Genomic DNA, 23,755 nt, shown 5'->3' with positions numbered 1-23,755 from the left:
AGGCGGGAGTAAAATTAAATGATGTCCCCGCCAGAATTGTTTGGTTTAAAGATAAGTTATTGCCGAAAGCTGTGTTAGCTGTAATGGATTGATTAAGGATAAATGAGATGAAAAGTATAGAAACAATTGCCACAGTTACCAAAGATGGTAAAATTACAGCGCAGTTACCATTGGATATTCCAGAGGGTGAACATCAGGTGGTAATAGTAATTGATGAAAAGCCTTTGGCAGAGAAAGCAGAGAGCAAGGAAAAACGCCCTCCTCTAAACTTTCCTGTGCATAATTATGGCCCTTGGCCTGAAAATCTTTCTTTAAGACGTGAGGATATGTATGGTGATTGGGGGCGGTAATCCTGTTTTTCTAGACACAAATATCCTGGTGTACGCTAGTCAGATTCAGTCTCCATTTCACCAACCTGCTATAGAGGCTATTCAAGATTTTTATGATGCAGGAGTTGAGTTGTGGATTAGCCGACAAGTATTGCGGGAATATTTGGCTACCCTTACCCGTCCGCAACAATTTGCTAACCTACTACCCATTGCAATAGTAATTCAGGATCTCCGCTATTTTTATAATCGCTTTCGGGTGGCTGAAGATAGTTCTCAAGTGACAGAAAGGTTACTGACGCTTATGGAGGAAATTCCTAGCGGTGGTAAGCAAGTTCATGATGCAAATATTGTCGCTACGATGCTAGTTTATGGCATTCCTCAGTTACTCACTCACAACACAGGTGATTTTGCAAGATTTTCTGAGTTAATTACTGTCTTGCCATTACAAGGTTAACGCCGTGTGCGACTTTATCTCAAACCTAACCCCCAACCCCTTCCCTACTAGCGTTGGGGAGCAAGAATCAAAGCCTCTCGACCTTTCGGGGAGAGGTTTGGAGAGGGGTTCCAAGAATAGGTTGCATATCGTGTAGGTTAGATTGCTTGTTGTTACTACTCGTGAAAATTTACTTCACGTTACGAACATGCAGTCTTTTGGTAATTGTGCAATCCCACTGATTAACCCCAAACACTTCTGCGTTCCCAATATTGGGCGACTCTTTTTTCCCACTGCTCCCAGTAATCTTTAATAACTGCTGATTCAAACCAAAATACTTCTGCTGGCATTTCTGGAATTGCTACTACCAAGAGAGCGTGCTTTAGCTGAATGCCATAATCTCGATAATATTCGTTAGCTGCTCCTATGTACGCCGTAAGTTGCAGTGGATGTTCATATAAATGCTCAATTGAACCTTTGGGTTTGTCTGCTGTTTTCCACTCGCAAATACAGGGAATACCTTGATAGCTAGCAATACAATCAACTTTGCCAGAATAGCTCAAATTATGATGAAAAACAGAGCCTTCTACAAGTCTAACTGTGTCGATTTGTTGTAAAACTGGCTGGATACTCTCCCAATAAGGGCGACTTGCTTCGGGACAAACAGGGTTTTGTCCAAGAAGGTAGCGCTCAATTTGTTTGTGTGTTTGGGTTCCCCGACGGCTAGCGTTTGTAGTTATGCGGGTAGCTTCTTCTGTACCAACACGTGCTTTCCAGTTTAATAATCTGTCTCTGTCTGCTTGTGATTTGGTGGCATTAAGTATTGTAGTGACACTGGGAAAGCGATTTCCGTTGGCATCTACATAATATTGTTTACCATTTTCTCTTTTGGCTGTGGCATTAATGCGTGGTAGCAGTTGGGTATCAAATTGCATTATTAATTCGTAGTTTGTAATTTGTAATGAAAAAGTGGCGATTATAAATTGCAGTTAATCTTGCTTGCACACAGGCAAAACCTGCTTTTGCAGGTTTTAATATCAAGTCCGGGTAATTATTTATGATTCCCACTGTCATTGCACCCCCACCCCCAACCCCTCCCCGCTCTTCGGGCTACGGTGTACACACAAGTCTGAAATAGTTTACTCACTTGGTTTTTCATGTCAGTTTTACCCCACCCTAACCCTCCCCTTAGAAAGGGGAGGGAACTAGATTTCTTATTTCCCCCCTTTATAAGGGGGGATTAAGGGGGGTAATTTGACTTGTGTGTACACGGTAGCCCCTTTACAAGGGGAGGGTTAGGGAGGGGTAAAACCCAGATTTGTCAATTATTTCCAACTTGTGTGTACACGGTAGGCTCTTCAGGAGGGGAAACAAAGCGTAGCTTTGGCGGGGTGGGGTTCTTGAAGTTTAATAAGTAAGCAAACGGACATGATATAAAACTTTAATTTTTATTAGTCCGCAATAAATATAATATGGCTTTAGGAAAGGTATCGCCTAGACTAAAATTCATATTGAACTAAGTAAAAATGTCATTCAACTTACTCAAAATGAGCTTTGACTTACTCAAAACGAACTTTTGCTTTCTCAAACCTGAGTTTGCTTTCTCATTTTAGTGTTTTCCGCAAGCAAAATAAGCTTTGACTTATTCAAACCCCAGTTTGCTTTCTCATTTTAGTGTTTTCCGCAAGCAAAATAAGCTTTTACTTACTCAAAAGAAGCTTTTGCTTTCTCAAACCCCAGTTTGCTTTCTCATTTTGGTGTTTTCCGCAAGTAAAATCAGCTTTTACTTACTCAAACCCCAGTTTGCTTTCTCATTTGAGTAATTCACGCATTCATTTTGGCTCAACGACTCTATAGTTTGCTGGAATCTTGTTGAAATACATAATTGAAAACTTATTATTCCACTTCTATCAAATGAGTTGACTGCTTGATTGGGAATAACAATCGCATTAGCTGACCCAATGGTATAGAGCGTTGCTCATGAATAAAAACTAAGGGTAGAAGTGCAGCCATGCGTAGTAAGCCTGAGATAACAAACAACCCTAGCAAACCTGCAACACCAGGCAGAGTTGCTAGAAAACTACCGACAGTAATACCCATCGCTCCAGTGATACCAGCAATTGCACCTGCGATCGCAAAATAACTTGATTGATAACGTAGTGGTGCTATTCCCATCATCAAATTGTTAGTACACAAATCAATTGCCGCCCACGTCCCGCCAGCTAGTACATGCAACAAGGGTAGCCAGATCCAAAAAGAAATTCGATCGTTTCCAACACCTAGCCACAGCAGAGGTGTCACCGCCACTAAGACTCCCACTAATAGCAGTAGCGGACGATTTCCAATTCGGTCAGCCAGTTTTCCCCACAAAAGCAGCATTAACATATTTGCACCAGTTCCTAAGCCGTGATAAATCGTTACCACACTAATATCTATATCCAAGTTATCCAACATATAGAGGTTAAAGAAGGGAGCGCTGATGTTAACAGCAAAGCACCAGATGCTCAGGTAAAGCACAAACTTCAAAAAGTTAGCATCTTTAAACAAGCTAAAATCTATTCCTTGGGGCTGTGGATTTGGTGTGTCTGAATGTGCAACTTTTAAAAGCTGCGGGTTTATATCGGTCATCCAGAACTGACAGCCCACACTAATTAGCCCTAGCAAAATTCCTAGAACCAAGACTGCACCATAACCTTGAAGGGTTCCACCAGGCCAAGCCGATACTGCTAAACCTAGCAGAGGCACACCAACTAGGTTAGTCAAACCGAGAATACTATTGCGAAAGCCGAAATACCGCCCCCGCAATCGCTGAGGTACTAAGACAGCTGACCACCCAAGCCAAGGCGCACGGCCAAAAGCTTCGATAATATTAGCTACTAAGAGAATTGCCAATGCCAGCTGTACTACCTGGTATCCAGTAATACGAGATGAAGTAACCAACCAAATCGCTGGTAGAAGAATCAACCATAGCAGCCGCGACGGGATGAAAATACACATGAAATACCAGCGGAAGCTGGTACTTCGGTTTACCAAATACGCTCCCAGTGGTTGGAGTAGATTCACCATCTGAGGGATAGCGGCGAGTAGACCAATTTCGACTGGACTAGCGCCTAACTCTAGCAAGAAATTACTGAGCAACGCGCCGCCGATGATACTATAAAGAACCGCAGCAAAGACACTTTCATAAGTTAACGCCTTGAGACTTTGGCGAATTTCTGGCTTAGAAATTTTTAGAAACAGTTTTGCAGTTGGAAAAAGTACCGTCTCTGTTAATGCCCTATCCTCTGAAATTTCTTGAATGGGGACAGGGGGAAGAGAACTAGCTTCTACTGAAATGTCATCTTTTTGGGGCTGAACCATACTATTTATTTAGTCAATATTTAAAGAGTTAAATTGTTATAGCTACTATTACCCACAATTAGCAAAACTTATATAAGATTTCATAAATAAGTTTTAAGGCATTGCAATTTCTTACTTGTCTATTTAACCTTCTAATTCCAGCGGTGCCAAAGAACTAATCTAAAACCAATTGCATAAGTCTTGAGGAAATTATTTCACCGAAAATTTCTATCTTAAGGTATCATTGCTCATCCTACTGAATGTGCCACGATTGGCTATGCCCCGCCGCAGGCGATCGCAACATCAGTAAAAAACTTTTTTATGCCACAGACAGAAATTAACGATATATCGGCAGATAGCTCCTTAGTTGATCCAGAAAAAGACCTGCTAGGACATGCGAACTTTGCCAAGTATCTAGCGGACAGTATTTGCAAAATGACCTTTCCTGAAGGTTTCGTTATTGCAGTTTACGGTTCTTGGAACTCTGGCAAATCCACATTATTAAACTTTGTAGCTCACTATCTTCAGCAAAAGCCAGAGGAAGAGAAACCAATCATCGTTCCTTTTAATCCCTGGTTATTGTCTGGACACGAAAATATCACAAGGCGCTTTTTTGAGCAATTACAAAACGTTTTAAGCCAAGAATCATCTGTGTCAAGAGGTTTGAAAGGGAGAGTAGCTGATTTTGCCGCCATTATTTCAGATATTCCTCTACCTTATGCTCAAACTGGCAAGGCTTTAGCAGCATTATTGGACGAAAAGGACAAGGAAGCTTCCCAATTAAAAGAAGAAGTAGAAGACACGCTAGTACAGCAGCAGAGGCGAATAGTTGTAACAATTGACGATATTGATCGGTTGGCTGCTGAAGATATCAAGCAGTTATTTCGTATTTTTAAAGCAATGCGAAATTTTACTAATCTTGTCTATCTTCTGGTTTTTGATAAAGAAGTTGTAATGAGAAAAATTGCAGATACTAAAGAAATATCTGAAGAAACATACTTAGAAAAAATTATTCAAGTTAGTTTTGAGTTACCTATTCCTGATAAAACCTCACTTCGCAGGCTGCTTTTTGAAAAGCTTGATAACATATTTTCTCAAACCCCAAAACAACAAATCAACCAAACTCGCTGGGGTGATATTTACTTTCAAGGAATAGAACACTTTATTACTAACATCCGCGATATTACTCGTCTTATCAACACTTTAACAGTCACGTATCCAGTAGTAAAAGATGAAGTAAACCCTGTTGATTTTATTGCTATTGAGTCTTTGCGAGTCTTTTGCCCAAAGATATATAGTATAATCCATCAAAATCCTCATATTTTTGTAGGAGACGTAAACCTTTCAATAGACGAACTCAAAAATTTTCTGAATACCTGGATTGCTCAACTGCGAGATGAGGACAAGCAGCCCGTTAAAAACCTGGTAATGCAGCTTTTTCCTAAGTTAAAATTCATTTTGGGTAATACTTATCTAGATGAAAAGCAAGAGTTGGAATGGCGCGAACATTTACGTGTGTGTAGTTTAGAAATATTTCCTATTTACTTTCGTTTATCGTTATCAGTAGGTGAGTTATCTAATATTCAGATAAAAATTATCCTTGGTTTGGTTGAAAATCCAGAGAAATTTAGAAATTATCTCATAGAACTTGCTAAACAAAAACTTCCAAACGGCACAACGCAAGCCAGGGTGTTTATAGAACAGTTAGAAAATTCTACTGAAGAAATTCCTGTGAATTATATCCCTTCAGTTGTAGAAGCTTTGTTTGATGTCAGCGAGCAATTATTATCTCAAGATGATGAATCTCATAGCATTCTTGCTTTTAGCAATGAAGTTATCATTAGTCGTTGTATCTCGCAACTCTTGCGTCAAATAAATGAAACATCACGGTTTGAATTGCTAAAAAAAGTAATTACCCAAGGGAAAGCGTTACCAATAATTAATCATGAAATTGCAATACTAAAAGAGCAACAAAGTCAATATGATACAGATAAATCTAACTATGAAGAGAAATGGCTTGTGAACGCACAGCACCTCAAGGAATTAGAAGAAATGAGTGCAAGAATATAGGTAAAAACTGATACCAGCTATAAATAATATAAACTCTGGACTTATTTATAGTGTTTCTTGGTTGCGTACAATAAAGTGGGTTAAAAATAAATTTACTTCTTGATAATAAAAACACTACTACTAGATATATAAATATTCTATAACCCACGAAAGATTTAGATATCTTCAGCACTTTCTAATATCAGGGAATATACTTTAATCCCCCCATTGCACTCATGGAATCGTATGACGTTGTAATTATTGGTGCTGGTCATAATGGCTTAGTTTGTGCTGGCTATCTGCTGAAAGCTGGTTACAGCGTTTTGTTATTAGAAGGGCGATCGCTCCCCGGCGGCGGTTCTACAACTGAAGAACTTATGCCTCATGAAGCACCTGGTTTTAAATTTAGTCCTTGCGCGATTAACCATCTATTTATTTTCTTAGGGCCAGTCATCCAAGAGTTGGAACTGCATAAGTACGGCTTGGAATATCTTAGCTGCGATCCAGTTGCCTTTTGCCCCCATCCAGATGGGAAGTACTTCTTAGCTCACAAATCCGTGGAAAAGACTTGTGCGGAAATTGCCCGTTACAGTCAGCGTGATGCTGAAAAATACGCTGAATATGCCGATTTTTGGCAGCGCTTTATCACAGGGATTGCTCCTTTCTTCAATGCACCACCTAAATCAATTGTTGATATTGCTGGTAATTACAATCTCAATAGTCTGCAAGACTTATTTTCGCTTCTAGGTGGTTCTAACACAAACCTTGATTTACTCCGTACCCTACTCAGCAGTGCTACAGATAATATTAATGAGTACTTTGATTCTGAGTTTGTCAAAGCACCTCTGGCTAGACTCTCAGCCGAACTAAGTTCCCCTCCCTCACAAAAAGCTATGTCCTTTGGGGCGATGATGATGATGTTGCGTCATAATCCCGGTATGGCAAGGCCACGTGGCGGTAGTGGTGGACTTGTGGAAGCTTTGGTAAAGCTGGTAAAATCTGAAGGTGGTACAATTCTCACCGACCAAAAGGTAGAAAAAGTTTTGGTAGATGATGGTAAAGCTGTTGGTGTGCGGGTTGCTGGTGGCAAAGAATATCGTGCGAATAAAGGTGTAATTTCAAGTATTGATGCCAAGCGCTTATTCTTACAACTAATGGATAGTAGCGATGTCGATAATAGCGATCGCAACTTGCGCGAAAGGTTAGACCGCCGCATCATTAACAATAATGAAACTATCCTCAAAATCGATTGTGCTTTATCTGAACCCTTGCGCTTTGTCCACCACAATCACCAAGATAATTATCTCATGGGTTCTATTTTGATTGCTGATTCCGTCGATCATGTAGAACAAGCTCATAGTCTGATTACTCTGGGCAAAATTCCTGATGAAGACCCATCAATGTATGTGGTGATGCCTACCGGACTCGATCCATCGATGGCACCAGAAGGCAAGCATACATTATGGATAGAGTTTTTTGCACCTTATCAAATTGCTGGTGCAGACGGTACAGGTTTAAAAGGTACGGGTTGGACGGATGAACTAAAAAACAAAGTTGCAGACAAGGTGATTAATAAACTAGCGCAATATTCGCCCAATCTGCAACATTCAATCATCGCCCGTCATGTCGAAAGTCCGGCTGAGTTGGGAGAACGGTTAGGGACTTACAAAGGTAATTATTACCATATTGATATGACTTTAGAGCAGATGCTTTGCTTCCGTCCGTTGCCGGAATTAGCGAACTACAAAACACCAATTGATAACTTGTATCTTACTGGTGCTGGAACTCATCCGGGTGGTTCAATTTCCGGTTTGCCGGGACGTAACTGTGCGCGTGTGTTTTTGCATAATGAGCAACCCATCGCCCAAAAACTCAAGGAAGCCGGAGGTTCAATTAAATCTGCTTTTGCATCTGTCTTAAGGAGTGAATCAGACTAAGAGGCTGTTTGTAAAAAAAGTAAATAGCATCAGGAGATTGCTTCATTTAAAAGTTGAGTCTGGAGTAGATAAACGGCTACAGATGATATTTTGTGAGCTTTTCGGGCAAGCTACTGATGCTTTTTAGTCAAAACTATCAAAAGTCTAGACAATTCCCTGAGATACTTCCTGTGACACTTTTAGATTCCCCAATAGACAGAGAACTACAACCGCAATAGTAACTAAGATGTGGGTGTAGTAAGAGTTATTAAAGAATATTTGCAATGGCAACTGAAACTAACAAAGCGGTTGAATTGTCTACTGAAGCTAAAGCCTATAACGGTATCGATCGCAATGCTTGGATTCTTGGGTGGAATCCCCAACAAGAACTGTGGAATGGTCGTTTAGCGATGATTGGTTTTGTTTCTTACCTACTTTGGGATTTGGCTGGCTATAGTTTAGTCCGTGACGTACTCCACTTGGTTCGCTAAACCTTCACTGATGATTTATCCCTCCTTGGGGGAATGAATTTAATAAACAACTTAGTAGCGTTTTAATACTTAACCTACTCGTCAAGTGAGGCGAAATCCTGTGGTTATAAATGGACGCAATAAGACAATTGTGAAAGAGGGAAATATGATAACTAAAGATACTATACGTGCATTAGGAGTATTTGCTAATTCTCAACAGATAGAGCAGGCAATTAATGAATTGAAAACTGCAAACTTTCCTATAGAGAAAGTTTCTGTGATTGCTAAAGATGTAGAGCAAGGCGATCAGGTAGGTGAGGCGCAGATAAGCGATCGCATTGGTAATCAAGATGTAAATACAACTGGAGCAGTAGGAGACACGCTGACAGCAACTACTTGGGGTAGCGCGTTACTTGGTTTGAGTAGTTTGGCACTTCCCGGTTTAGGAGCCGTACTCGCAGCAGGTTCCGTAGGTGTAGCATTAGTCAGCAGCGTTGCAGGTGTCGCTGTCGGAGCCGCAGCAAATCAGAATTTACTGAAGGCATTAGGTGATTTAGGCATACCCGAAGACAGAGCGAGAGTTTATAGCGATCGCCTCCAGCAGAGTTATTATTTGCTCATCCTAGAAGGCTCAGAAGAAGAAATTCACCGCGTTGAACCAATATTACGCGATCGCGGTATTGAATATTGGGGCGTGTATGATTCCCCAGATAGTTAAAATGGTGTGTGCATTAGCATTTTGTTAAGACAAAAACGTTTTTTACAGGCATCAAGCCGCAGACGAAATGGCTTTAGCTATGGGGATAAATAGATAATGACTTTTAAGATTAGTAATTATCAAAGATCCTCATAGCAAAAATTAGCCATGAGTTTTTGGTTTGACCAGCAACAGTTTCCAGAAGCAGTTACCAAGATGATTTAACTGCCGATTTTTAATCAGGTAGATAAAATAACGTTTAACTTCACCTACTTATTTCTATCTTTTTTATTAATCCTAAAGCTAGATGTAATTTCTGGAATTAAAAGCGAAATTGTAATAAATGTAATAAATAATCAAACAACATAAGAGCCATGAAAACTGACAACGTAACCAATTCTAACAAGACTGAGCGGACGACAATCGAGGGTGAAAGTAAAGAAGCTCTCAATCAAAAAACATCTGTGCAATTTTTACTTAGCACAGCACTGGTAGTTATAACAATTATCCTAGTTAGTGCAACTGCTTATTACGGACTTATTCGCTAATGCTACTTGTTTAACCAGAAGATTTTTGTTTTTTGATCGCATTGAATAGCACTTGGATAATTTTAAATATAGCATCAGCCTTAATGGAAGTTTGGCAGTGTTTTTAGTTAGTCAAAAGTCTTTGTTTGAGTGAAAACACTGCCATATTTTTGTAAGGTTTGAACTTTGGTTTTTCTCATCCAAGATGTTATCAGGAAACAATGCACGAGTCTATCGCGATAAGAGGTTGTTTGAAAAGTGTTTGACTGATTTTAATTGCGTTGTTACCCCCCTTAGTCCCCCCGATGTATTGGGGGGAAACAAGAAAAATCCGGTTCCCTCCCCCTTTACAAGGGGAGGGTTAGGGAGGGGTAAAAAATATTTGATACATCAATCACAACTTTTCAAACATCCTCTAAATCGCGTCTCTACATCTGGGTTTTAGACTTATCTAGACTGTATTGCGCTTGACTTTGCTATTTTCTGTATACCAAGTTCTGATGGGGTAATGAGTAAATGCTTCGACCACTATCAGAATTTCACCCGAAGCGTTTTCTTTGAGTGCTTTTAAGCTTCCTCCGCGGTGCTTCTAGTGTTGACCATTTGTGCAAATAATTCACTTAGTTTGAAAGATATTTTGTACCATTTTTTTGTCTGCATTCGCCGCAGCTTGATCCAACTCTGCAATCTCACCAGCGTCTAATTGCCAACCCAACGCACCAAGATTCTCCCTCGCTTGTTCGACGCTCTTTGCTCCAGGAATAGGAATAGTTCCTTTACAGATACACCAATTAATTGCTACCTGTGACATAGTTTTGTTTCTGAACTGTGCCACCTCTTGCAAACATTTCAAAAGTGATTTGCCAGCAGAAGCCGTTTCGCTTCTACGCATTCCTGATAATATTTGCTTAAATAACAGACCTCGAATGCCTTTAGGCAAAGGGCCTTGCTCAGAGTATTTTCCTGTCAATAGTCCCAAAGCTAAAGGACTGTAGGCAATCAATTTAATGTCCAACTCATCACAAAAGTCTTTGAGTTTGAGTTGAGTAACAGGATATGTAGACAACAGAGAATATTGAACTTGCAAAGTTGTAATCGGAACGCCTCGTTCCGCGAATTTTTTATGCACTCGCTTAAGCCGTTTCGGCCCATAATTGGATAATCCCACTCCCTTAACCAGTCCTTGCTCATACAAATCGGCAAGACCATCTAAAAGTCCTTCCTCTTGCCAAGGAGCATAGTTTGCTGTTGACCAGTGCATCTGTACCAAATCGACGTTTTTTCCCAAGCGTTGGGCAGATGACTGGCAAGCCTTTACCATTGATTGACGTGTCCATCTCCACGGGTAAGCAGCCAGCTTAGTCGCAATACAAATATTTTCTTTGCCTAAACCTACATATTCTCGGTTGAATCGTCCTAGAAGCAACTCACTCCGACCATTCAATCTCCCAGTTCCGTAAGAATCACCTGTATCAAATAAAGTTACACCGTTCCTTACACAAAGGTTAAACACGGCTTGCAACTGCTCATCCATAGTTTCGTCATATCCCCAAAGCAGTTGGTTGCCCCAGGCCCAAGTGCCACAGCCCATGCTTGGGAGTGAGAGTTTTTGGAGAGTCTGCATCTTTGCTGTTTGTAGATTGCCTTATTAATTATCAGGCATACATAGCACAATACGGTTCAGTTAAGGAGAATTGTAGCGATTGTTTTGAATGTCAAGTGCGATCGCAATTCCTAATTAAACTTTATGGTAATCCAGCGCGTTGAAATATTGCGTGAGGGGTAATTTCCAATTCTAGTAGCAAATCATCAATAATTATTTGATGAGATCGATAAGTAATCGGCAAGGAAGATGGCGCAAATACAGTTATAGTTCTAGCTTTTGTATCAACTACCCAAACACGAGAAACACCAGCTTTCAGATAATCAGTCGCTTTTTCTGCAATTTCACCAAAACTTTGACCAGGCGAAATGATTTCGATGACTAATTCAGGTGCGACAGGACAAGCTTCGTCTAATAGCCAATCAGCAGGAAGACGGTTATAAGAAATATAGGTCAGATCGGCTACAGGCATCCAATCTTGTTGATTTCGTGTTAATTTAATTGCCCATTCAATCACAACTCGACCTTTTGCTTGTGCCCATGCAGACAATAGAATAAATAAAGCACCAGTAGTCGAGCCATGAAAAAATTTTGGCGACATTTCAATATCTTTATATTTGGGTACAGCTTCACCGTTAACAAACTCGTATGTAATATCTCCTTCGGGAAGGGCGAGAAATCCTTCTAGGGTTAGGTGTTGATTAGAAGACTGAACCATAGGTGTTATGTAGGAAAAAGATGCTTACTTTTAGTTTAGGCGATCGCAAATATTAGAGACTAAGCCTACTTAGTCCTTATTTTCAGCATTTTCGACAGTGCTGATGGGAGATGTAAGCATATAAATTACACGAGTCAATTTTATTCCTCATGGTCTTGAAGTGAACCAAAGCTTATGCAAAACTTGAGATCCTTCGCTTCTAGCCTACTTTTAAGGAATTGATCAATGGCGCGTCTAGCCCTGCTGAGTGTATCTAACAAAACTGGTTTAATTGACCTAGCCCGTAGCTTGGTTGAAGAATTCGACTTTGATTTAATCAGCAGTGGGGGAACAGCCCAAGCACTCAAAGATGCGGGACTCCCTGTCACCAAAGTTGCAAATTACACAGGTTCTCCAGAAATTTTAGGTGGCCGAGTTAAAACCCTGCATCCCCGGATTCACGGCGGGATTTTGGCGCGGCGAGATGTTCCCCAAGATATTACAGATTTAGAAAATAACCAAATTCGCCCAATTGATTTAGTCGTGGTGAATCTATATCCCTTTGAGGAAACGATCGCTAAATCAGGGGTAACATTATTAGAAGCTGTTGAACAAATTGATATCGGTGGGCCAGCAATGCTACGGGCATCATCAAAAAACTTTGCCCATCTCGCTGTATTATGCGATCCAGCACAGTATGACGAGTATTTACAGGAATTGCGGCAAAATAATGGGGAAGCTTCCCTAGAGTTTCGGCAAAAGGCAGCATTAAAAGGATTCTCGCACACTGCTAGCTATGATCAAGCGATCGCATCTTACCTCGCAGAATCACAACAGTACACCCTTAGCGGCACACAATTGCAATCTCTGCGTTATGGCGAAAACCCTCATCAACCCGCCACCTGGTATCAAACTGGTACTACTGCAACAGGATGGACAGCCGCGACAAAACTGCAAGGCAAAGAACTTAGTTACAATAACTTAGTTGATTTAGAAGCTGCACGCCGAATCATTGCTGAGTTCACTGATACCCCAGCCGCAACCATTATTAAACATACAAATCCCTGTGGTACGGCACTGGGAAGTAGTATTTCAGAAGCTTACCAAAAGGCTTTCAATGCTGATTCTACTTCTGCTTTTGGTGGAATTGTCGCACTTAACCGTCCGATTGATGCGGCTACGGCTAGCGAGTTAACTAAAACATTTTTAGAATGCGTGGTTGCACCAAGTTGTGACGCAGAAGCTCAAGAAATTCTTGCCAAAAAATCCAACGTGCGGGTTTTGACTCTAGGTGATTTGAGCAGTGGCCCTAAAGATACAGTAAAAGCGATCGCAGGTGGTTTTCTTGTCCAAGCTAGCGATGATATAATTACTGACAGCAGTCAATGGCAAATAGTCAGCGAACGTCAACCCACCGACAGCGAATTAGCCGAATTGCTGTTTGCTTGGAAAGTTTGCAAACACGTTAAATCGAATGCCATTGTTGTCACAAGCGATCGCACTACACTAGGAGTAGGCGCTGGTCAAATGAACCGCGTTGGCTCAGTTAAAATTGCCCTAGAACAAGCTGGAGAAAAAGCCAAAGGTGCAACTCTAGCCAGCGATGGATTCTTCCCCTTTGATGATTCTGTGAAAACAGCCGCAGCCGCAGGAATTACAGCCATCGTCCAACCTGGGGGAAGTTTACGCGATAAAGATTCTATCAAAGCTGCTAACGAACTGGGTTTGCTGATGGTCTTAACCGGGGTACGTCACTTTTTACACTAAATCATTGCTTATCAGGTGTGCAGTTTACAAAGTGTCACACTAAATACTTTCTTTATAATTGAAGCAATGATATTATCTAATCGTGTGTGAGGAGCAAGTTAAAAAGAAAAAGCGTTTGGGGTGGAAACACGGCAACACTCCCAAGCGCTTTTTAATTTGTCAAAAATTGGATTGCTTGTGCAGTTTAGAAAGTGTTACATAATTTACTTGCTTTTTGATTGAATTAGTGATATTGTTTAATCGTGTGTGAGGAGCAAGTTAAGAATAAAAAATGTCTGGGGTGGAAACACGGCAACACTCCCAGGCATTTTTTAATTTGTACATATAAATTCTAAAAATTAACGCTTTCAAAATAATTTCATATTTTTCCTTCCACTTAAAGACACGAATTAAGTAACAATATCTACTTTCCCTATTTTTTCAGATAACTTTAATAAAAATCAATTGAGTAAATCTCAATTGTGAGAAATATTTTCCATAAGCTCTCTGACTTCTGTTGGTTTGCGGAGAATAATAACTTGCTGGTTTGGTGTTAATTGACTAAGTTTTTCTAAAATTCCAGGACGACGAATAATTGGGTATGACCAGATATATTTTAGAAATTCCCAGTTCAATCTTTCAGGACAATCTGATGCCATATCAGGTCTGGATTCTCCAGCATACATGAAACGGCGTTTAATCACTCGCGACAAACATAAAAGTCGAGGAAAATCCAAAAAAATTACCGTGTCTGCAACTGACAAACGAAGGTCGAGAGTACCGCCATAATTACCATCCATAATCCAAGATTCTCGTCGGGTTAGGTCTTGGATAATACTTTGCCATTCAGTTTTTGGAGTCTCAACCCAACCAGGATTCCAGTACCAAGCATCCAAGTGAATCACTTCTAAACCTAAGATGGTTCCCAGTTCGCGGGCTAGGGTAGATTTACCAGCACCTCCAGAACCAATAATCAAGATTTTCTTCACTTTAGGTCTGCACTTTCTTTTTTAAGCTCAAGAGGTAAGCATTGCTCACCCAAATAACCGTCTTCAGAGCAACTCAATACGCCGTTACAATAGTACCACTACAAGGATTATGCCCAAATTATTGATATTATGACCACTGCTACGACCGTAAAAACTGAGTATGAAGCGATTATTGGTTTAGAAACCCATTGTCAACTGAGTACCAATACCAAGATTTTCTCTAATAGCTCTACGGCATTCGGCTCTGACCCCAATACTAACATTGACCCGGTTTGTATGGGTTTACCTGGGGTCTTACCTGTACTCAATCAAAAAGTATTAGAATACGCCGTCAAAGCTGGTTTGGCACTAAATTGTCAAATCGCTAAATATAGCAAATTTGACCGTAAGCAGTATTTTTATCCAGATTTACCAAAAAATTACCAAATTTCTCAATACGATCTACCGATCGCAGAACATGGTTGGTTAGAAATTGAGTTGGTAGATGCTGAGGGTAATCCGACTCGTAAACGCATTGGTATTACGCGTCTGCACATGGAAGAAGATGCTGGAAAATTGGTACACGCAGGTAGCGATCGCCTCTCCGGTTCTTCCTATTCTCTGGTAGACTACAATCGCGCAGGTATCCCGTTAGTGGAAATTGTTTCCGAACCCGATCTGCGTTCTGGACTAGAAGCTGCTGAATATGCCGAAGAGTTGCGTCGGATTGTCCGGTATCTCGGCGTCAGTGACGGCAACATGGAACAAGGATCTCTGCGTTGCGATGTCAACATTTCCGTGCGTCCAGTAGGACGAAAGGAGTTTGGCACCAAGGTAGAAATTAAAAACATGAACTCCTTCAGCGCCATCCAACGGGCGATTGACTACGAAATTGAACGCCAAATCGCCGCCATCGAAGCAGGCGATCGCATTATCCAAGAAACTCGGCTGTGGCAAGAAGGCGCTCAATGCACAAGTAGTATGCGGGTGAAAGAAGGTTCTAGCGATTACCGCTATTTTCCCGAACCAGATTTAGCACCAATTGAGGTGTCTAATGCACAATTAGAGCAATGGCGTAGCGAACTACCAGAATTACCAGCCCAAAAACGCCATTATTATGAAAATGAGTTGGGACTTTCCGCTTACGATGCGCGAGTGTTAACAGAAGATCGTTCAATAGCCGAATATTTTGAAACTGCGATCGCATCTGGAGCAAATCCCAAAGCTGCTGCCAACTGGATTACTCAAGATATTGCAGCCCACCTCAATAAGCAAAAACTCACTATTACTCAAATCGCCCTAACTCCCACCAATCTAGCAGATATCATCACTCGCATTGAAACAGGCAAAATTAGTAATGCTCAAGCTAAACAAAAGTTGCCAGATTTGCTTAGTGGTATTTCTCCTGAAAAAGCCTTTGCAGGTCTTGAGTTAATCACCGATCCTAGTGTACTGGAACCCATTGTCGATGAAGTCATAGCCGCCAATCCCAAAGAACTAGAAAAGTATCGCAACGGTAACACCAACCTCAAAGGCTTCTTTGTCGGACAAGTTCTCAAAAAGACAGGCAAACGTGCCGATCCTAAACTGACTAACGAATTGGTCGAGAAAAAACTGAACGCCTAGTAGTTCGCCAAGTTCACTTGGCGGGGTAAAGGGTAAGGGGAAAGGGGGAAAGGTTTTAAATCCCTTACCCTTTCCCCAGCCCCCAACCAGCAAAGTTGGCCTGCCAGACTACTAGCGATCTGTCAAGCTAACTTTGCTGGGTGAGGAAGCAGGAGGAGCAGAGAGGCAGGGGAGCAGGGGAGACAACGGGACAAGGTGACAAGAGGTGAGAACTTGCAACAAGTCTTTCCCCTTGTCCCCAAGTCCTCTTCCCAATGCCCAATTCTCAATTCCCAAACTAAGTATTTTCCCGGTGTTGCTTCACACAATCTTCATATAAAAGCTGGTGACAACCCTCATACGTAAAATGATATGCTGTGGTAAGTAGATGCACCCTGATGATCTGGAGAGCTGCCTAAGTAGCTCTCTTTTTTATTTTATTTTCGTGGTATTTACGGATAAAATTCAAAAATTTTTAGAAATAATCTCAATAAATAAGTATTAAACCTTAAAGAATAAATCAGAGAGATCAGTAAGTAGATGTATCGTGACGATCTAGAGAGTGACCAAAGTGGCTCTCTTTTTTTGTTTTGGTTTTTCGTCATAAGAAAGGTAAAAACAATTATGCCAATCGCCAACTGGTGCATTATTATTGCCATCAGCAAATAAACTCACCATAAAAGGGAGTGGGGAGTAGAGGGAAACTAATAACTCTTAACTCGTAACTCCTAACTCAGCACTTTTGTAAAGTACAAATTGACCTATCCAACCTGATAGTTGTAAGGAAAAATAATGGCAGATTGGCAAGAAATAACAGGTGGTATCACAGCACCAAGGGGGTATCAGGCGGCGGGAATTACCGCAGGGTTGAAACCTTCGGGGTTGCCAGATTTAGCTTTGATATTCTCAGAAGTGGAAGCGATCGCAGCTGGTGTGTTCACCACCAGCCAAGTGAAAGCTGCCTGTGTAGAATATTGTCGCCAACGCTTGCAAGCCAAACAAAGCGCTCGTGCCATCCTCTGCAACGCTGGACAAGCAAACGCCGCGACAGGAACTCAAGGCAACCTTGATACCCTAGAATCTGCTCTGGCAGTAGCCCAAGCCCTAAACATCTCGTCTGAATCTGTGTTATTGGCTTCCACTGGTGTAATTGGTCAAAGAATTAAGATGGATGCTTTGCGAAGTGGGATTCCCAAAGTAGTAGCAGCACTATCAGAAACAGGCTCGGATGCCGCCGCCGGGGCGATTATCACTACAGACTTGGTAACAAAATCTATTGCTTTAGAGACAACTATAAGCGATGCCTCCGGCGGGCTGCGCCAACGCCCGGTACGAATTGGCGGCATTGCCAAAGGTTCCGGCATGATTCACCCCAATATGGCAACCATGCTGGCATTTGTGACTTGTGATGCTGTGGTTTCGCCTCACCTTTGGCAGCAGATGTTAGCAAGGGCAGCTGATAGAAGTTTTAATTCCATCACCGTGGATGGTGATACCAGCACCAACGACAGCTTAATTGCCTTGGCAAACGGTCAATCTCGCACCCCAGCAATTATAGAATGGGGCGCAGAAGCAGAGAAATTAGAGGCGATGTTAACAGCAGTTTGCCAGCATTTAGCCAAAGCGATCGCTCGTGATGGTGAAGGCGCAACCTGTCTCATTGAAGTGGAAGTGACTGGCGCTCATGACGAACTCTCAGCCCGACAAATAGCTAAAACCATCGCCGGTTCATCCTTAGTTAAATCTGCAATCTTTGGACGCGATCCAAATTGGGGACGCATCGCTGCTGCTGCTGGACGTGCGGGTGTGCCCTTTGAGCAAGAAAACCTGCAAATTAAGCTAGGGAATTTCTTAATGTTAGAAAATGGACAACCTCTGCAATTTGACCGTGCAGCAGCAAGTGCTTATTTGAAAAAAGCATCGGTGGGTGCTTATCTGCAACAGGATACGGTGTTAATCTCTGTTAATGTTGGCAATGGTTATGGTGTGGGTAAAGCTTGGGGTTGTGATTTGAGTTATGACTACGTGAAGATTAACGCCGAATACACTACCTGAACTACTCCCAATATACCACTTTTCGGTTGAGTGGAATACAGACCTAACCCCCAGCCCCTTCACTACTAGCGTTGGGCAGGGTGGTTTCATAGGAAAAAAGAAAAATACATAAGCCTTGATTTCTTGTTTTGTAGCATGGCTTTGTACCCCACTTCCATTCCTCTCCCCGAAACGGCTACGGTGTACACACAAGTCTGAAATAGCTGATTAATCTGGGTTTTACCCCACCCTAACCCTCCCCTTGCAAAGGGGAGGGAACTAGATAGATTTTCTTGTTTCCCCCCTTGGCAAGGGGGGATTAAGGGGGGTATTTCGACTTCTGTGTACACGGTAGCCCCGAAACGGAGAGAGGCTTTGAAACCCAGTTTTAGTTTTTCTCTGGTTGTATGAAACCACCCTACTTCCCTACTAGCGTTGGGGAGTAAGATTGAAAGCCTCTCTCCTAAAAGGAGAAAGGTTTGGAGAGAGGTCAAAGTGTATTGCTTCCATTCGAGAATCGCTATATTTGCATTGTAGAGACGCGATGAATCGCGTCTTCAGCCAAGGATGTGTTGCAATCAATTAATTGAATTGGTATCAGAATAGTCTTACACTTTCTCATGCTGTGGCTGGACGGGGGAAAATGCCTAAGAAGCGTATAGAACTTAGAAGGAAGAGGTACTTCAAGCTCAGTTCACAAATTGCTCAGTTGGATAATGCGCAATTGCGTTCTCTGTTTGGCAATAGTGAGTCGAATGAGTCGAGTACGGGTTGGGGAATGAATCACACCATCGTCCTTGGAAAATCCAAGGTCTTTGTGAAACGTGTTCCGGTTACAAACATTGAATATGACAACCTGTTCTCCACCAGAAATCTCTATGATCTCCCAACTTACTGTAATTACGGCTTCGGTTCCACTGGTTTTGGAGTCTTCCGGGAACTCGTTACCCATATCAAGACAACTAACTGGGTATTGTCAGGCGTAATTGCCACTTTCCCACTAATGTACCATTATCGGATTATTCCTTTCTCTGGGCAACGGGCGGATGTAGATAAGTCGCGTCTAAAAAATTATGTGGAGTACTGGGGCAATAGTACCAACGCTGGCAATTATATGTTAGATAGAGCGATCGCCAACTATGAGTTGGTTCTGTTTCTAGAGTACATACCGCATATTCTGGAAACATGGCTGCAAGAAAACCCCAACAAACTTCAGAAACCCCTGAATGACCTACGCATGACGATTACCTTTTTGAGGACGAAGGGAATCATCCACTTTGACGCGCATTTTCGCAATATCCTCACCGACGGTAAGCAGACATATTTGACCGATTTTGGTTTGGTACTTGATAAGAGTTTTACGTTGACTAAAGATGAAGAGTCTTTTTTTAAGCAGAACACATTTTATGACTACGGAGAAGTCTTGCGGAATCTTGGTCATCTGATTCGATCGCCGTATGATTTATGTTCGGAGAACGATAAACGCAGGATTATGGAAAAATATGGCATAAAAGAAGGCTTAAAACCTTATGAACTGCGCTCTATATTACTCGACAACATTGAGCAGATACATGCTGATGGAGTCATGAAGTTAGATAAGTTTTATGTTGCCAACATCGTCAAGTACCGCAGCATCATTGCGCTGATGCAAGACTTCTTTTCTGATATGTGGGAAAACAACAACAAGGATACTAAACTTCGTTACAAAGAACTAGGGCTGCTGCTTAAAGAGACAGGGTTTATTCGTAGTCTTGGAAACAGCAGATAGTTGCGATCGCTGGATAAGAAATACGCTTATTTGAGGTGTTTACTTAGGTCTACAGCTTTCCCAGCCTTCCCCTCTCGCTCTCATCGCAGTGCGCTCCTAAATTATAGGGATAACATAATGGTTGTGATAAATAAAAACTTATAGATGACATGTTACTACTAAAATTAAGTTACAAAAGAAGTGAAGATAGTCAATCATAAGGCAAACCTAATAGTCTTCATAAATAAGAGTTGATATATTAAAAATTATTCATATAGTTAAGGAAAATAGATAAATTTTTCCTTATACATCCAATTTAATATTTCTTTAATAAATCGATCCTTCAAGTTGAGCAATTTGGCTTCAAAGGCTGTAAACTGATTTCAACAAGGTGAATGACACCTCTAAAACACACTAGAGCAGAGTCAAGAAATTAGCCGAGTTTTTTTATATAAGTAGCCGCGTCATTGATGAAATGACTGCGATCGCTTTGCCAAATATAGCTTGATTAATCATTAATAACGCAAGAAACACAAGGTTTTTTGCCCAAATTGTCATAGCTATAAAAAATAACATTTACGTTTTCAGGAGATATTTATGACAGAATTTTTTAATCAAATTTCTCGCCGCAAATTCATCTTCACAGCCGGGGCATCTGCGGGTGCTGTATTCCTCAAAGGCTGTTTGGGTAATCCTCCTGAAAACTTGACTGGTGGAAGCAGCCAAGCACAGCCAACTGCTCAAACGGTAGCTAATATTAGCCCTGAACAAACACCAGAAACTACTACAGTTAAGCTGGGATATATTCCCATTGTAGAAGCGGCTCCTTTAATTATTGCTAAAGAAAAAGGCTTTTTTGCAAAGTATGGGATGAGTAATGTTGACCTTTCCAAACAAGCTTCTTGGGGTGCAGCCAGAGACAACGTAGAAATTGGTTCTGCCGGTGGTGGTATAGATGGCGGTCAATGGCAGATGCCAATGCCACATTTAATCACAGAAGGTTTAATTACCAAAGGCAATCAAAAAATTCCCATGTATGTATTATGTCAATTAAATACACATGGAAATGGAATTGCGATCGCCAGCAAGCACCAAGGCAAAGGTATTAGTTTACAACTTGCCAGCGCTAAGTCTCTATTCACGGAATTAAAATCCTCAACACCCTTCACTGCTGCATTCACCTTTCCCCACGTCAACCAAGATTTGTGGATTCGCTACTGGTTAGCAGCAGGCGGCTTAGATCCAGATGCAGATGTCAAATTGCTCACAGTACCAGCAGCGCAAACTGTTGCCAACATGAAAACAGGAACAATGGATGCCTTTAGTACAGGCGATCCTTGGCCTTATCGCCTGGTGCAAGACAAAATCGGCTACGTAGCAGCATTAACCGCAGAAATTTGGAAAAATCATCCTGAAGAATATCTTGCCATGAGAGGCGATTGGGTTGACAAAAATCCCAAGGCTACCAAAGCAATTTTAAAAGGAATTATGGAAGCCCAACAATGGTTAGATAATTTTGATAATCGCAAAGAAGCGGCTCAAATCCTGGCTGGACGAAATTATTTCAATCTTCCTTCACCAGAAATACTGGCAGATCCATACCAAGGCAAATATGACATGGGCGATGGTCGCAAAATTGATGATAAATCAATGGCTGCTTACTACTGGAAAGATGAAAAAGGTAATGTTTCCTATCCCTATAAGAGTCATGATTTATGGTTCATAACTGAAAACGTTCGCTGGGGATTCTTGCCAAAAGATTACATTGCCAATAATGCTGCCAAGGCGAAGGAACTTATCAACAAAGTCAACCGCGAAGATATTTGGAAAGAAGCTGCAAAAGAAGCTGGGATTGCTGCTGCTGATATTCCTACAAATACATCTCGTGGTGTAGAAGAGTTTTTTGATGGCATCAAATTTAACCCCGAAAAGCCAGAAGAATATTTGAAGAGTCTGAAAATCAAAAAGGTCAGTGTTTAGTCATTGGTCATTAGTCATTGGTCATTAGTCATTGGTAACTGACAAATAACAAAAGACAAATAACAAATAAAATTTGAGGAGAATACAGCATCATGACAGTCGCCCAAAAACGCCCTGCAAGCCCTAGATTGAATAATAGCTTTATATCCAGTCTGCAAAAGCAATTTCCCGATCTTATACCACCTGCGATCGCGATCGCCATCTTCCTCGTTCTCTGGCAACTCTTCGCTTGGACTCCCGGTGCCACATTACCAGGGCCAATACAGGTTATCCAAGACACTTGGGTTCTGATTTTCTGGCCATTTTATGACCGAGGTGGTATTGATAAAGGTCTATTTTGGCAGATTCTCGCTAGCCTGCAACGGGTTGCTATCAGTTATACCTTAGCTGCGATCGTTGGTATTGGTTTAGGCATTTTGATTGGGGTGAATAAAACCATGTCCAAAGCTTTAGACCCCATCTTTCAACTACTGCGAACTGTACCACCTCTAGCTTGGGTTCCGATTTCTTTAGCAGCTTTACGACAAAACGAACCAGCCGCCTTATTTGTAATTTTCATTACGGCAATTTGGCCCATCTTAATTAATACTGCTGTCGGCGTTACCCAAATTCCTCAAGATTACAACAACGTCGCCAAAGTTCTGCAACTTAGCCGCAAAGAATATTTCACTAACATTTTGATTCCGGCGGCATTACCTTACATCTTTACCGGGTTGAGAATTGCGATCGGTTTAGCTTGGTTAGCGATTATCGCCGCCGAAATCGTCATGTCCGGTATTGTCGGCATTGGCTTTTTTATCTGGGATGCCTATCAAAATAACAACGTCAGCGAAGTAATTTTGGCTCTAGTTTATATCGGTGTTGTTGGGTTGCTTCTAGATAAAGCGATGGGTTGGCTGCAAAACAAAATTTTACCAGCAGAGCAAAAATAGGGGACAGGGGACAGGTTACAGAGGAGAGGAAGATCCTTTGAATCTAATCCCCTATCCCCTATCCCCTATCCCCTATCCCCTATCCCCTATCCCCTATCCCCTATCCCCTATGTTTGTAGCTGTCGATCAAATTGAAAAAGTTTTTGAATTAACTGGTGGTGGCAAATATATCGCCCTCAAAGGAATCGACCTCCAAATTAAAAAAGGAGAATTCATTTCTTTGATTGGTCACTCTGGTTGCGGCAAATCCACTCTATTAAATATGATTGCGGGTTTGGATTTGCCAACTGAGGGAATTGTCACCTTAGAAGGACAAAGAATCACCAAACCCGGGCCAGACAGGATGGTGGTGTTCCAAAATTATTCGCTATTACCTTGGCGGACGGTAAGAGAAAATATTGCCCTTGCTGTGGACTCAGTAATGAAAGGTTCACCCGCAGCCGAACGCAACGCCATTGTCGAAAAACATATTAATATGGTGGGTTTGCGTCCCCATGCTGATAAACAACCGGGAATGTTATCAGGTGGACAAAAGCAGCGAGTTGCGATCGCCCGCGCCTTAGCGATTCGTCCCAAATTACTGTTGCTAGATGAACCATTTGGTGCATTAGATGCACTCACACGCGGAAATTTGCAAGAACAACTGATGCAAATTTGCGAAGAAAATGAAGTTACCGCCGTGA

The 23,755-nt window shown here is 41.5% G+C and carries 19 protein-coding genes and 1 pseudogene; 14 read left to right on the top strand and 6 right to left on the bottom strand.

Translation table 11 applies throughout. From position 1 onward, the window contains the following. Nucleotides 1-107: 107 nt before the first annotated feature. The gene (locus RMY16_RS28920) at nucleotides 108-350 is read left to right on the top strand and encodes a hypothetical protein (RefSeq protein ID WP_322739253.1); all 243 of its coding nucleotides are present in this window, start codon (nucleotides 108-110) and stop codon (nucleotides 348-350) included. Continuing rightward, the gene (locus RMY16_RS28915) at nucleotides 331-783 is read left to right on the top strand and encodes a type II toxin-antitoxin system VapC family toxin (RefSeq protein WP_322739252.1); all 453 of its coding nucleotides are present in this window, start codon (nucleotides 331-333) and stop codon (nucleotides 781-783) included. The genes RMY16_RS28920 and RMY16_RS28915 overlap by 20 nt, the downstream gene beginning before the upstream one ends. A gap of 221 nt (nucleotides 784-1,004) precedes the next feature. On the opposite strand, the gene RMY16_RS28910 is transcribed toward RMY16_RS28915, so the two are convergent. Both RMY16_RS28910 and RMY16_RS28905 read right to left on the bottom strand, forming a co-directional pair. Further along, nucleotides 1,005-1,697, bottom strand: coding sequence for a PD-(D/E)XK nuclease family protein (locus RMY16_RS28910; RefSeq protein ID WP_322739251.1), 693 nt, complete (start codon nucleotides 1,695-1,697; stop codon nucleotides 1,005-1,007). 961 nt (nucleotides 1,698-2,658) lie between these two features. Further along, nucleotides 2,659-4,122, bottom strand: coding sequence for an MFS transporter (locus tag RMY16_RS28905; RefSeq protein WP_322739250.1), 1,464 nt, complete (start codon nucleotides 4,120-4,122; stop codon nucleotides 2,659-2,661). Nucleotides 4,123-4,422: 300 nt separating this feature from the next. Between RMY16_RS28905 and RMY16_RS28900 the strand changes: the two genes are divergently transcribed. The 5 genes from RMY16_RS28900 to RMY16_RS28880 all read left to right on the top strand — a co-directional run bounded on the left by RMY16_RS28900 (nucleotide 4,423) and on the right by RMY16_RS28880 (nucleotide 9,781). Continuing rightward, the gene (locus RMY16_RS28900) at nucleotides 4,423-6,171 is read left to right on the top strand and encodes a KAP family NTPase (protein WP_322739249.1); all 1,749 of its coding nucleotides are present in this window, start codon (nucleotides 4,423-4,425) and stop codon (nucleotides 6,169-6,171) included. A gap of 215 nt (nucleotides 6,172-6,386) precedes the next feature. Then, nucleotides 6,387-8,087, top strand: coding sequence for a beta-carotene ketolase CrtO (gene crtO, locus RMY16_RS28895; RefSeq protein ID WP_322739248.1), 1,701 nt, complete (start codon nucleotides 6,387-6,389; stop codon nucleotides 8,085-8,087). Between the two features lie 263 nt (nucleotides 8,088-8,350). Continuing rightward, entirely contained in the window at nucleotides 8,351-8,557 is a 207-nt protein-coding gene (locus RMY16_RS28890; protein ID WP_322669231.1) for a high light inducible protein, read from the top strand. A 145-nt stretch (nucleotides 8,558-8,702) separates the two neighbouring features. Then, the gene (locus RMY16_RS28885) at nucleotides 8,703-9,254 is read left to right on the top strand and encodes a general stress protein (protein ID WP_322739247.1); all 552 of its coding nucleotides are present in this window, start codon (nucleotides 8,703-8,705) and stop codon (nucleotides 9,252-9,254) included. Between the two features lie 353 nt (nucleotides 9,255-9,607). Beyond that, nucleotides 9,608-9,781: a hypothetical protein gene (locus tag RMY16_RS28880; RefSeq protein WP_322739246.1), complete on the top strand. Its 174-nt coding sequence runs from the start codon at nucleotides 9,608-9,610 to the stop codon at nucleotides 9,779-9,781. Nucleotides 9,782-10,217: 436 nt separating this feature from the next. On the opposite strand, the pseudogene RMY16_RS33195 reads toward RMY16_RS28880, so the two are convergent. The 3 genes and pseudogenes from RMY16_RS33195 to RMY16_RS28870 all read right to left on the bottom strand — a co-directional run. Next, nucleotides 10,218-10,359, bottom strand: a pseudogene (locus RMY16_RS33195) (IS4 family transposase); the annotation flags it as partial. Between the two features lie 17 nt (nucleotides 10,360-10,376). Beyond that, a complete protein-coding gene (locus RMY16_RS28875; RefSeq protein ID WP_322739245.1) occupies nucleotides 10,377-11,384 on the bottom strand; it encodes an aldo/keto reductase in 1,008 nt (335 codons plus the stop codon). A gap of 121 nt (nucleotides 11,385-11,505) precedes the next feature. Next, the gene (locus RMY16_RS28870) at nucleotides 11,506-12,081 is read right to left on the bottom strand and encodes a Uma2 family endonuclease (protein ID WP_322739244.1); all 576 of its coding nucleotides are present in this window, start codon (nucleotides 12,079-12,081) and stop codon (nucleotides 11,506-11,508) included. A 225-nt stretch (nucleotides 12,082-12,306) separates the two neighbouring features. Here RMY16_RS28870 and purH point away from each other — a divergent pair, with 225 nt between their 5' ends. Next, nucleotides 12,307-13,827 carry a bifunctional phosphoribosylaminoimidazolecarboxamide formyltransferase/IMP cyclohydrolase gene (gene purH / locus RMY16_RS28865; protein ID WP_322739243.1) on the top strand — a complete coding sequence of 507 codons (1,521 nt, stop codon included), beginning with the start codon at nucleotides 12,307-12,309 and terminating at the stop codon, nucleotides 13,825-13,827. 455 nt (nucleotides 13,828-14,282) lie between these two features. Here the strand turns inward: purH and RMY16_RS28860 are convergent, their stop codons facing one another. Next, nucleotides 14,283-14,795: a DNA topology modulation protein gene (locus RMY16_RS28860; RefSeq protein WP_322739242.1), complete on the bottom strand. Its 513-nt coding sequence runs from the start codon at nucleotides 14,793-14,795 to the stop codon at nucleotides 14,283-14,285. A 129-nt stretch (nucleotides 14,796-14,924) separates the two neighbouring features. On the opposite strand from RMY16_RS28860, the gene gatB reads away from it, so the two are divergent. From gatB to RMY16_RS28830, 6 genes are all read left to right on the top strand, one after another. Next, a complete protein-coding gene (gene gatB / locus RMY16_RS28855; RefSeq protein WP_322739241.1) occupies nucleotides 14,925-16,400 on the top strand; it encodes an Asp-tRNA(Asn)/Glu-tRNA(Gln) amidotransferase subunit GatB in 1,476 nt (491 codons plus the stop codon). Nucleotides 16,401-17,171: 771 nt separating this feature from the next. Next, nucleotides 17,172-18,434: a bifunctional ornithine acetyltransferase/N-acetylglutamate synthase gene (gene argJ / locus RMY16_RS28850; protein ID WP_322669223.1), complete on the top strand. Its 1,263-nt coding sequence runs from the start codon at nucleotides 17,172-17,174 to the stop codon at nucleotides 18,432-18,434. A 688-nt stretch (nucleotides 18,435-19,122) separates the two neighbouring features. After that, entirely contained in the window at nucleotides 19,123-20,181 is a 1,059-nt protein-coding gene (locus RMY16_RS28845) for a hypothetical protein (protein WP_322739240.1), read from the top strand. A gap of 576 nt (nucleotides 20,182-20,757) precedes the next feature. Further along, the gene (locus tag RMY16_RS28840) at nucleotides 20,758-22,140 is read left to right on the top strand and encodes a CmpA/NrtA family ABC transporter substrate-binding protein (protein WP_322739239.1); all 1,383 of its coding nucleotides are present in this window, start codon (nucleotides 20,758-20,760) and stop codon (nucleotides 22,138-22,140) included. Nucleotides 22,141-22,232: 92 nt separating this feature from the next. Beyond that, on the top strand, nucleotides 22,233-23,072 hold the full coding sequence (gene ntrB / locus RMY16_RS28835; protein WP_322739238.1) for a nitrate ABC transporter permease: 840 nt from the start codon (nucleotides 22,233-22,235) through the stop codon (nucleotides 23,070-23,072). A 109-nt stretch (nucleotides 23,073-23,181) separates the two neighbouring features. Beyond that, a partial coding sequence (locus tag RMY16_RS28830; protein WP_322739237.1) for a nitrate ABC transporter ATP-binding protein occupies nucleotides 23,182-23,755 on the top strand: 574 nt, incomplete at its 3' end.

The sequence above is a fragment of the Nostoc sp. DedQUE12b genome (assembly GCF_034530835.1).
In the GTDB taxonomy this organism is placed as follows: domain Bacteria; phylum Cyanobacteriota; class Cyanobacteriia; order Cyanobacteriales; family Nostocaceae; genus Nostoc.
This window is presented reverse-complemented; position numbering and strand designations above follow the sequence as displayed.

What these genes read in the sequence shown, in the direction of transcription:
- RMY16_RS28885 (WP_322739247.1), top strand. Translation starts at nt 8,703, where the DNA reads ATGATAACTAAAGATACTATACGTGCATTAGGAGTATTTGCTAATTCT.
- crtO (WP_322739248.1), top strand. Translation starts at nt 6,387, where the DNA reads ATGGAATCGTATGACGTTGTAATTATTGGTGCTGGTCATAATGGCTTA.
- RMY16_RS28890 (WP_322669231.1), top strand. Translation starts at nt 8,351, where the DNA reads ATGGCAACTGAAACTAACAAAGCGGTTGAATTGTCTACTGAAGCTAAA.
- RMY16_RS28840 (WP_322739239.1), top strand. Translation starts at nt 20,758, where the DNA reads ATGACAGAATTTTTTAATCAAATTTCTCGCCGCAAATTCATCTTCACA.
- RMY16_RS28905 (WP_322739250.1), bottom strand. Translation starts at nt 4,122, where the DNA reads ATGGTTCAGCCCCAAAAAGATGACATTTCAGTAGAAGCTAGTTCTCTT.
- ntrB (WP_322739238.1), top strand. Translation starts at nt 22,233, where the DNA reads ATGACAGTCGCCCAAAAACGCCCTGCAAGCCCTAGATTGAATAATAGC.
- gatB (WP_322739241.1), top strand. Translation starts at nt 14,925, where the DNA reads ATGACCACTGCTACGACCGTAAAAACTGAGTATGAAGCGATTATTGGT.
- RMY16_RS28875 (WP_322739245.1), bottom strand. Translation starts at nt 11,384, where the DNA reads ATGCAGACTCTCCAAAAACTCTCACTCCCAAGCATGGGCTGTGGCACT.
- RMY16_RS28915 (WP_322739252.1), top strand. Translation starts at nt 331, where the DNA reads ATGGTGATTGGGGGCGGTAATCCTGTTTTTCTAGACACAAATATCCTG.
- argJ (WP_322669223.1), top strand. Translation starts at nt 17,172, where the DNA reads ATGGCAGATTGGCAAGAAATAACAGGTGGTATCACAGCACCAAGGGGG.
- purH (WP_322739243.1), top strand. Translation starts at nt 12,307, where the DNA reads ATGGCGCGTCTAGCCCTGCTGAGTGTATCTAACAAAACTGGTTTAATT.
- RMY16_RS28920 (WP_322739253.1), top strand. Translation starts at nt 108, where the DNA reads ATGAAAAGTATAGAAACAATTGCCACAGTTACCAAAGATGGTAAAATT.
- RMY16_RS28870 (WP_322739244.1), bottom strand. Translation starts at nt 12,081, where the DNA reads ATGGTTCAGTCTTCTAATCAACACCTAACCCTAGAAGGATTTCTCGCC.
- RMY16_RS28900 (WP_322739249.1), top strand. Translation starts at nt 4,423, where the DNA reads ATGCCACAGACAGAAATTAACGATATATCGGCAGATAGCTCCTTAGTT.
- RMY16_RS28910 (WP_322739251.1), bottom strand. Translation starts at nt 1,697, where the DNA reads ATGCAATTTGATACCCAACTGCTACCACGCATTAATGCCACAGCCAAA.
- RMY16_RS28880 (WP_322739246.1), top strand. Translation starts at nt 9,608, where the DNA reads ATGAAAACTGACAACGTAACCAATTCTAACAAGACTGAGCGGACGACA.